Origin of the sequence: Silvanigrella sp. (genome assembly GCF_044369315.1) — a bacterium.
In the GTDB taxonomy this organism is placed as follows: domain Bacteria; phylum Bdellovibrionota_B; class Oligoflexia; order Silvanigrellales; family Silvanigrellaceae; genus Silvanigrella.
The window spans coordinates 1-8,098 of sequence record NZ_JBIPMD010000155.1 but is presented as its reverse complement, the minus strand read 5'-3'; the positions used below and the strand labels follow the sequence as shown (position 1 = coordinate 8,098).

Genomic DNA, 8,098 nt, shown 5'->3' with positions numbered 1-8,098 from the left:
CTACGCAATGAATATCATCTCTGGGAGCCGGATGTGGGAAAACTACAAGTCCGGTTCTGCAGGGGTTTCATGGCAATGAATTACTTTATTTGAAAGGAAATAAAAGTCATGTCTCTACCTACCATTAGATTAGGAAATAATAGTGATATTGAGGAATTAATAAATATAGCTGTCACTGCACGTGCTCCATTATATCCTGATAATTTTAAGCCTATTTTTAATGAATATATGATAAATTTATTTGAAGTTTTCAAGGCTATTGATAAAAGAATAACATTAATATTCTGCGAAAATTACAAATCAGTTGGTTATTTATCTTTTACAAATTATATTGATAGAATTGAAATTGATCAACTATTTGTATTACCGAAATATCAAAAAAATGGGTATGGTGTTAAACTTGTTAAAGAGTGCGAAAATCTTGCCAAAAAAATGGGAGTAAAAAAAATTATTGTTGCATCGGAACATAAAGCATTAAATTTTTATGAACGGATGGATTATAAACTTACAGGTGAGACTTATAAATCAATATTATTATCAGGCATAGAGTATCCTTACCTCGAAAAAAATATATAAAATTATTGACACTAAATGACTTTAAAAACACTTTACTAACCAAATATTGACACTGAGTGACAAAAAAATATCAATATACTTTATTTATAGTAAAATTTAATATATAAAGTCATATAGTGTCTTTTATTAACCACACTAAGGAAAGGTATGGATTTATGAGTCAATATTTTGCACCTAGTTTTATTTGTCCTGTTCCTCCTGAACCTGTTACATTATGCAATAATTCAATCATTATTAAAGATGGTGATGTTGAATTTATTGTAGGGAAAACTGCTCAATTTGAATTTCCAGAAAGTGCAAGAGCTATTGGAGGCACGCTAAAAACACCACAGTATCAAGTTCTTTTAAAAGCAATTGTTGCTTTAAGCTTGGGAGAAGGTGAACACGATGTTTCTTTAGCTTTGTCAGTAGCTCAAAATTGGATAGAAAATTTTAGAGAAAAACCAGGATCAATAAAGTTATCAGAAGAAAATAATAAACTTTTAATAACGCATTTAAAAGAGATTAAATTTCGTAGAGGCTCCTCAGATTCAGCAATAAAAACATGCAAAATTAATATTCAGAATGATCCAACTGTTTACTTTGAAACACAGGCAGTTACTCATTGTTTACCTTCTCAATTTAAAAATTATGTTTTATGGCAAATAGGTCACGGAGACTTACAACAAATTGTTTTAATTGACGGCAAACCCGTAAAAAATGCTTTGCAACGGGCAGAAGGTTTAAGTGGCGCAATAAAAAGATTTGCAAGAAATACAAAACTTTCGGAAGCAGAAGCAATAAAGGCATGGCATTTAGGAACGAGACCAGAAAGCGACGAAATGAACGGGAAGCGTGTAGATTGTTCTGCTGAAAAAAGAAAAGCCGCAAGAGAATATTTTTCACACTCGATAAATAGGCTTTTAAATACTATGCAAGATTATAAAGAGAGGGTTAGGAATATAATTTTATCAGGTGGTGCATCAAAAGATGATATAGCTGTTGAAATCTTAAGAGATGAGGTTGAGCAAACAGGATGGTATAAATTGCATGTAATAAATAATTTATCCGTCAAAAATGAAAAATTAGAAGATCCTGTTTTTGTGTGTGCTTATGGTTTAGCAAATGCTCCTATAATGCAACAATATGAAGGAAAAAGACTTGGGATAGATGTAGGAAATTTCGCTTTAAAATCAGTTTTAATAGGAGAATAATAAATGAGGTTAGCTTTAGATGATGTTTCTGAAAATAAATATATGAAAGAGTTAATTGATATTTTAAATGGCGGTGAACTTCCCTTTGATTTACCTAGTTATATCAATTGGCCAAGTTCGGATAAAAAACGGGCACAATCAGAACGTGCAATAAAATTAATGCTTGCAGGTGTTGAATATTTTAGAAGTAAATACCCATTAAATGAAGTTGATAATAAGCATGATGAAATAAAAATAACACAAAAAAACCCTGTTAAAGAACAATCATTTGAAAACCCATTTGGTTAAAAAATGGGTTAAGGGGCTTAAAAAATGAAAAGAATTTTTTTAGATATTTTCGGCTGGCAGGCTTTAATAATACAAGATAACGGAATACAACAAAAATATTTTATCAATTTTAAAGATGGATTTTATTGTTTATTTGTTCAACGGAAAAAAGGGAAAACCAGTCCATGGACAAAGCCTAAAATAATTGAAAAATCGGATAAGGTTTTTATTTTAAATTTTGACGAAAAAAAAGATGGGCTTAAAAGTAAAATTGTCGCTTAACAGATCGAACTTCAAGCCCATATACAAATTGTTTTAATTTTTGTTTATAGTCAAGTAATTTAAAATTTGACTTTAAAGTAACGCTAATTTAAATTATGTATCATTAAATGTATATAAAAAACTTTTCCGTAATTTGCTTCTTTTAATTAATAGTTAGCAAATATTTCATGTTTTGAGATAAGAAATCGTTATAACAGGTTTGAAAATTCATAAGTATATAAATTATAGGTGAATAATGGATATTGATATTTTGAATTTTTTTAAAAAAATAGCATTTGAAATTATAGATTTTTTAAAATTTGTAATATCTAAAGATAGTAATACTTTTTGGACAGCGGCTCAAGGTGTAGGAACCGTTTTAACATTTCTTCTCTTAATATATCCAATAATTAAAAAAAGACGAAATTTAAAGAAACAACAAAAAAGAATAGTAAACTTTAATAAAAAATTTTCAGAAAATAAATCTAAACTAATAAATTTATATATCCATGATTTTGATTCTATTCAATCAGGTTTATGGAAAAATTATAAAGAAAAATGTCTTTCATTTTATCAAAATCAATGTGTAGTACTTAATAATTGTAGTGACTTAATAATTGATAATATTAATATACCGCAAGGTTATCATCTTTATAGTAAAGTCTCTGATGTTTGTATTAAAATTGAATTTATAAACTCCGAAAATAAAATAAAAAGTATTTACTTATTTAAAAATAATCACGTACCAAAATTTATAAAGATACATTCATTAAGTGCAATACATGAATATTCTTATTCATCAGAATATCAAAGCTGTGCTGGATCTCCTATAAGTGTAGAAGATTTATATAAAGATATGAATAATGAAAATAGAAAAATCTATAAAGCAGATACAGGCTCAACAATTGAGGCTGATATTACATATATATTGAATGAAAGAAATTTTGATACTGTGATCAAATGGGGAAGTAAATTTTAATTAGGAGTTTTAAGCTCAAAAGGTCTATTTACAGTGATTAAAATGAAGATGATCTAACATGGCATTGAATTTTTTAAAGTCTATTTTTATCGCATTTTCTTTTTCAGGCCAAACTTTTTTATTATATGAAATGATATTACTTGCTGGGTTAATTTCTTCTTTTCCAATTATCCATGTTGGTACATTAAATTCTTTAATCTTAGGAAATGCAATTCTGTAATAATCTTCAAACATTCCCTCATTTGTAGCATCATCTGCAAATATCAAATGACCCACTATTTTATTGCACTTAGCGCATGGTATATGTTTAGCTACGATATTATAAGATTCTTTAGTTACTTTAGGGGTGAAAGATTTTGGATCTATACCAACAACATCTTTTGCTTTTGTCTGTTTTTCAACTTCTGCAATCATTGCTGTTGTAATTGGTTCCAGAATTTCTTTACGCTTCAATGTCATTGGATCATCTTCATTTCCTGAAACAAAACTAGCAAAATGGGTATTTTTTCCTAAACCTGTAACAACTAATTTTCCTAGCTCTCCCATTGTTTTGTGTCTAAAAATATATTGATTTCCATCTCTTTTAAAACTGATTTCTTCGGGTAATTTAAAAGTCATTCAAATTTCCTTGTGGTACCATTAAAATTTTAAATCTATCTTATTAAAGTTTTAGGTAAGATATTTCTATGAATATATTGTATTGCATCAATTTCTTTGTATTGATGAGTTGCAAAGCCATGTAACAAATCATAAATAATTTGATTATCAATTTTTATTTTATAACCATTATTTGAAAGAAATATACTCATACAAATGACAGAAGTTCTTTTATTTCCATCCGTAAAATAGTGGCCTTGAGAAATTCTATACAGCAATAAACCAGCCATTTTTTCAATAGGTAAATGATAATAATAGCCAGAAATATCACGCATAAATATGCCACCAAGGCAAGATTTTAATCCATTTATATCACGTATGTTGTGTATTTGTTTTTCATTATTCTTTAAATTAAATCTTTCAATTTCTTTTTTATTCATGCCAATTACTTCTGGAAAGTCTAATTCCAGAAGTCTAGCCACCAATAACTTTTTTTGTGTTTTGTTTTTCATGCCCTAATTGATCCATAAGTTCAGCGTTTTCTTCCAAGAATTTATTTAAATCTTCTTCAGTATGGCGTTTGGTTTTTAGTTCAATAACTGGATCTTTAACCCATTGAGCTAAAGCTTGATTTACCAATAAAGTAAAGCTTAAACTTGGATTTTCTCTAATTATTTCATCTATTTGTTGCGCTGTATCAGGATCTAAATTGAATGATCTTTTAATAATATTCATTTTGACCTCTCTTTCTATATTATGAATCGGTAATAAATTATATTACTCAATATTATTTAGTATTACATTGATTTGAGTCAAATTCAAGCCATTTTTTTTGATACTAAGTATAAATTTAGTTTGTTTAAAAACAGGTAATAGTCTGTATTTTAAGCATATATTTATATGTATAAAGTACATTTATTGACACAACATAATGCTGGTTATCATAAGTGAATGAAATCATAAGGATTATGCTAATAAAAAGTGCAATAAATTTACCTTGAATATTGGTCTAAATTAAACTAAGCTTAGTCTAGTCCGATATTAAAAGAGGAGGGCTAGAATATGGCTAAGGCAATATTAAGTAATAAAATAATCAATATTCACGAGGCTAAAACACATTTGTCGAAAATAATAGAAGAAATAGTTAACAATAATAAATCATTTTTAATAGGTAAATCAGGTAAGCCACAAGCACAAATTATTCCAATTAAAGAGGAAAAAAATCATGTTGTTTATGGACTATTGAAAGGGAAAATTAGAATTTCTGATGATTTTGATGATGAAAATGAAGAAATAAACAACCTTTTTTACGGAACCCATAAATGAAAATTCTACTTGATACCCACATTTTGCTTTGGGTTTTAGAGGACTCAAAAAAATTATCTAAAAAGGCTAGAGAAATTATTGATAACGCTAGTGAAGTTTATATTAGTTCAGTGTCAGCTTGGGAAATTATGATAAAAGTTCAAATAGGAAAGCTTGACATTGATCTAAATAATATTCAAAAAATATTTAGAGAATCAAATTTTATAGAATTAAGCTTAAAATTGGAACATATTTTAGAATTAAAAAATTTACCTGACTATCACAAAGACCCTTTTGACCGCATGCTAATAGCTCAAGCTTTAAATGAGCCTTTAAAATTAATTACCGCCGACGCTACCGTAAAAAAATATTCTGACATAATAGAATTAGTTTAATATCTGAATTTTAAACCCTCCCCATGATTTTAAAAAATCCTATAAATGCTATTGACTAATGGCGTCAATTGACGCCATACTATTTATAGAAAATTTAAGAAATAGGATTTTTGATATATGAAACTTAAAGGCACATACAAAACCACAGACTCCTATATAATAGGCGTTATTCCGTTATTAGATTTAAGAGAGGTTGGAAAATCAAAAAAAGAGCTTTTTGATAAATTAACAAATCGTATTAAAATACTTTTCAATGAAATATCCAATGAAGAAATATTATGTGAAATTATAATTGACGATTTAAATAATTCTGATTTTGAAATATACTCAACTGATTTAAATTTATTTTCTTCATTGCTAATTAAAAGTTTAAGATATATTGAAAAAGAAACACAGGAAAAAATAGCTACAAGATTAAAAATGTCTCGTACTTCATACAAACAATATGAAGAGGGAAAAAGAGAGCCTTCTATATCAAAATTTAATGAATTAATAAATGCTTTAGGTTACGAATGGGAATTAACTTTAAAAAGGAAAGTAAAGAAATGAAAAGAATAATATTTGTTATGTCTTCTATTTTAGCTTTATCTTCATGTGGAAAAAAGAGCGATTCAAATAATAGCGGTAATAATGGACAAAATACACAAAATGTAGAGGAAACTGTTAAAACTGAAGATGAAAAAAATTATGATTATTTAAAATTATTAGCTACTGGATTTACGGGAGCTGATGATATTGGGTTTAATTTAAGATGTCGGCTTCAAGAAAATAATAAAACAAGCGTAAAATGTGAATATTCTTTTTTGCATCAAAGCTTTATTGGAACACCAGAAGTAATATTATATTATAATAATAGGTACCAAATTAACGTTTATACAAAAAATGATTATACATGTTCTTTGCAAAATGAATGTGATAGTAAATCAACAGGTACTTGTAAAATATCGTATGAAAATGGAAATGGCTGTAAAATAATGAAATATATATCACGTGGATTTTCTTATAGAGAAGGATCAGGAACAAAAGGAGTTATATTTTTTGATAGAGGAGAGTTTCTTTATACATTCTCCTCTATGTGGTAGTGTTTTAATTAAATAAGCCTGTAATTTTAAGCGTAGTCGATTCTTTAAACATTTTTGTTATTAATGGTTCTGTTCCTGAATAAACTAAATATTCATTTATATCATAAAAAGATATTTTAAAATCTCTTTCAATTCCTCTTTCATTTATAAAATTTCTAGTGTATCTTATTCCATTAAAATTAGTTTTTAATAAGCATTTTTTAGTCGTTGGATCAAAATTATTAGCTACTAAAATTACATCTTGTTTATCATAAACATTAAATTTATCGTTAGGAATGATGTCCCCATCCCATACTCTAAACTTACTTTCAGATGCTACATTAAAAGTAAATAATTTTGTATAAATACCTTGTAACCGGTTGCATTCATATTGATTATTTGCGTTTAATTCAATACTTTCAGGAGGCTGAAAATCAACATCAAATGATATTCTTTGATAAATAAATTTTTCGAGCCTCAATGGATTCCAGATCCGATCACTGTTACTTTTTGAAAATGCAAAATTAACATATTGATAGTATGGTGTGTCTGGACTTGGGCACTGCAAATAATTTTTAACCTCTTCAGGTCGAACTACAAGGGAACAGGAATCTCCTTTACAATCATATCTTGATTCCGTTGGCGGTATATAAATAAAATTACGGCTTCTATTATTTCTACTTGAATTTATTCTTGATGTTCCTTGTAATTTTAAATAACTCTGGCTATTTTCATCAAATCCAGTAAATTTTACATATTGCCCATTCATTATAGTGTTATCTATTGGAATGTATTCTATCTGAAAATTATCATATATTGTTGATGTGCTTAAATTATAATTAATCCCATTACGAAAATTAGTTATTGCAGTACAAGAACCATTTGTAGGGACATAACTACCACCTACAAAAGAGACAATATCACTTTGTAAAATTACTTTTCTTTTTTGATAATCAGCAACTAAATTAACTTTAAATAAAGGTCTATTAATGATTGAATTAATAAAATCATTGCAATTATCAATATTATAGCCAAAACTACGAGAACTAATTACGCTAGCATTCCCTGAAAGTACAAAATTATTAAAATTTAAAATGCCTTCCTCAAATCTTAAGGGGGCTGTTTTTAGTGCAGGTTTATCATTTAATGGTACAGAGTTATCATAAAGATCACCTAGAAAATAATTATATGTGTTCACTTTCACATAATCGTCGCCACATTGGTAAGTACTACCATTTAATGAATAACCGCAAGTACTAGGTTTTACGCAAGTTACAGCGCTTGCTTTTGTTGGTAAAAATGAAATAAATAAAATACTTGTTAGTAAAGATTTACTTATGGTAGGTAGAGACATGACTTTTATTTCCTTTCAAATAAAGTAATTCATTGCCATGAAACCCCTGCAGAACCGGACTTGTAGTTTTCCCACATCCGGCTCCCAGAGATGATATTCATTGCGTAGGT

At 27.9% G+C, this 8,098-nt stretch carries 13 protein-coding genes; 9 read left to right on the top strand and 4 right to left on the bottom strand.

Going from position 1 to position 8,098, the window contains the following annotated elements; all coding sequences use genetic code 11:
* Window positions 1–108 precede the first annotated feature (108 nt).
* From ACIQ56_RS11890 to ACIQ56_RS11870, 5 genes are all read left to right on the top strand, one after another.
* Window positions 109–576 (top strand): GNAT family N-acetyltransferase, encoded by a 468-nt coding sequence (locus ACIQ56_RS11890; protein WP_397601276.1) that lies wholly within the window; start codon window positions 109–111, stop codon window positions 574–576.
* A gap of 155 nt (window positions 577–731) precedes the next feature.
* Complete coding sequence (locus tag ACIQ56_RS11885) at window positions 732–1,769, top strand: hypothetical protein (protein WP_397601275.1); 1,038 nt, start codon at window positions 732–734, stop codon at window positions 1,767–1,769.
* Between the two features lie 3 nt (window positions 1,770–1,772).
* On the top strand, window positions 1,773–2,057 hold the full coding sequence (locus tag ACIQ56_RS11880) for a hypothetical protein (protein WP_397601274.1): 285 nt from the start codon (window positions 1,773–1,775) through the stop codon (window positions 2,055–2,057).
* Between the two features lie 24 nt (window positions 2,058–2,081).
* Window positions 2,082–2,318 (top strand): hypothetical protein, encoded by a 237-nt coding sequence (locus tag ACIQ56_RS11875; protein WP_397601273.1) that lies wholly within the window; start codon window positions 2,082–2,084, stop codon window positions 2,316–2,318.
* Window positions 2,319–2,568: 250 nt separating this feature from the next.
* Complete coding sequence (locus tag ACIQ56_RS11870; RefSeq protein ID WP_397601272.1) at window positions 2,569–3,276, top strand: hypothetical protein; 708 nt, start codon at window positions 2,569–2,571, stop codon at window positions 3,274–3,276.
* Between the two features lie 24 nt (window positions 3,277–3,300).
* On the opposite strand, the gene ACIQ56_RS11865 is transcribed toward ACIQ56_RS11870, so the two are convergent.
* Genes ACIQ56_RS11865 through ACIQ56_RS11855 form a run of 3 tightly spaced genes read right to left on the bottom strand, consistent with a single transcriptional unit; the run spans window position 3,301 to window position 4,608 of the window.
* Window positions 3,301–3,894, bottom strand: a complete 594-nt coding sequence (locus ACIQ56_RS11865; RefSeq protein ID WP_397601271.1) for a hypothetical protein — start codon at window positions 3,892–3,894, stop codon at window positions 3,301–3,303.
* 35 nt (window positions 3,895–3,929) lie between these two features.
* Complete coding sequence (locus ACIQ56_RS11860) at window positions 3,930–4,385, bottom strand: type II toxin-antitoxin system death-on-curing family toxin (protein WP_397601270.1); 456 nt, start codon at window positions 4,383–4,385, stop codon at window positions 3,930–3,932.
* Window positions 4,348–4,608: a hypothetical protein gene (locus tag ACIQ56_RS11855; protein ID WP_397601269.1), complete on the bottom strand. Its 261-nt coding sequence runs from the start codon at window positions 4,606–4,608 to the stop codon at window positions 4,348–4,350. The genes ACIQ56_RS11860 and ACIQ56_RS11855 overlap by 38 nt, the downstream gene beginning before the upstream one ends.
* 327 nt (window positions 4,609–4,935) lie before the next feature.
* Here ACIQ56_RS11855 and ACIQ56_RS11850 point away from each other — a divergent pair, with 327 nt between their 5' ends.
* The 4 genes from ACIQ56_RS11850 to ACIQ56_RS11835 all read left to right on the top strand — a co-directional run bounded on the left by ACIQ56_RS11850 (window position 4,936) and on the right by ACIQ56_RS11835 (window position 6,655).
* The gene (locus ACIQ56_RS11850; RefSeq protein WP_397601268.1) at window positions 4,936–5,199 is read left to right on the top strand and encodes a type II toxin-antitoxin system Phd/YefM family antitoxin; all 264 of its coding nucleotides are present in this window, start codon (window positions 4,936–4,938) and stop codon (window positions 5,197–5,199) included.
* Entirely contained in the window at window positions 5,196–5,573 is a 378-nt protein-coding gene (locus ACIQ56_RS11845; RefSeq protein WP_397601267.1) for a type II toxin-antitoxin system VapC family toxin, read from the top strand. The genes ACIQ56_RS11850 and ACIQ56_RS11845 overlap by 4 nt, the downstream gene beginning before the upstream one ends.
* 117 nt (window positions 5,574–5,690) lie before the next feature.
* On the top strand, window positions 5,691–6,122 hold the full coding sequence (locus ACIQ56_RS11840; RefSeq protein ID WP_397601266.1) for a helix-turn-helix domain-containing protein: 432 nt from the start codon (window positions 5,691–5,693) through the stop codon (window positions 6,120–6,122).
* A complete protein-coding gene (locus tag ACIQ56_RS11835) occupies window positions 6,119–6,655 on the top strand; it encodes a hypothetical protein (RefSeq protein ID WP_397601265.1) in 537 nt (178 codons plus the stop codon). Before ACIQ56_RS11840 ends, ACIQ56_RS11835 begins: the two co-directional genes overlap by 4 nt.
* 4 nt (window positions 6,656–6,659) lie before the next feature.
* Here the strand turns inward: ACIQ56_RS11835 and ACIQ56_RS11830 are convergent, their stop codons facing one another.
* Complete coding sequence (locus tag ACIQ56_RS11830; RefSeq protein WP_397601264.1) at window positions 6,660–7,988, bottom strand: hypothetical protein; 1,329 nt, start codon at window positions 7,986–7,988, stop codon at window positions 6,660–6,662.
* Window positions 7,989–8,098 lie beyond the last annotated feature (110 nt).

Coding starts and splice junctions, on each gene's coding strand:
- ACIQ56_RS11890 (WP_397601276.1), top strand. CDS start 109: ATGTCTCTACCTACCATTAGATTAGGAAATAATAGTGATATTGAGGAA.
- ACIQ56_RS11885 (WP_397601275.1), top strand. CDS start 732: ATGAGTCAATATTTTGCACCTAGTTTTATTTGTCCTGTTCCTCCTGAA.
- ACIQ56_RS11880 (WP_397601274.1), top strand. CDS start 1,773: ATGAGGTTAGCTTTAGATGATGTTTCTGAAAATAAATATATGAAAGAG.
- ACIQ56_RS11875 (WP_397601273.1), top strand. CDS start 2,082: ATGAAAAGAATTTTTTTAGATATTTTCGGCTGGCAGGCTTTAATAATA.
- ACIQ56_RS11865 (WP_397601271.1), bottom strand. CDS start 3,894: ATGACTTTTAAATTACCCGAAGAAATCAGTTTTAAAAGAGATGGAAAT.
- ACIQ56_RS11860 (WP_397601270.1), bottom strand. CDS start 4,385: ATGAAAAACAAAACACAAAAAAAGTTATTGGTGGCTAGACTTCTGGAA.
- ACIQ56_RS11855 (WP_397601269.1), bottom strand. CDS start 4,608: ATGAATATTATTAAAAGATCATTCAATTTAGATCCTGATACAGCGCAA.
- ACIQ56_RS11850 (WP_397601268.1), top strand. CDS start 4,936: ATGGCTAAGGCAATATTAAGTAATAAAATAATCAATATTCACGAGGCT.
- ACIQ56_RS11845 (WP_397601267.1), top strand. CDS start 5,196: ATGAAAATTCTACTTGATACCCACATTTTGCTTTGGGTTTTAGAGGAC.
- ACIQ56_RS11840 (WP_397601266.1), top strand. CDS start 5,691: ATGAAACTTAAAGGCACATACAAAACCACAGACTCCTATATAATAGGC.
- ACIQ56_RS11835 (WP_397601265.1), top strand. CDS start 6,119: ATGAAAAGAATAATATTTGTTATGTCTTCTATTTTAGCTTTATCTTCA.
- ACIQ56_RS11830 (WP_397601264.1), bottom strand. CDS start 7,988: ATGTCTCTACCTACCATAAGTAAATCTTTACTAACAAGTATTTTATTT.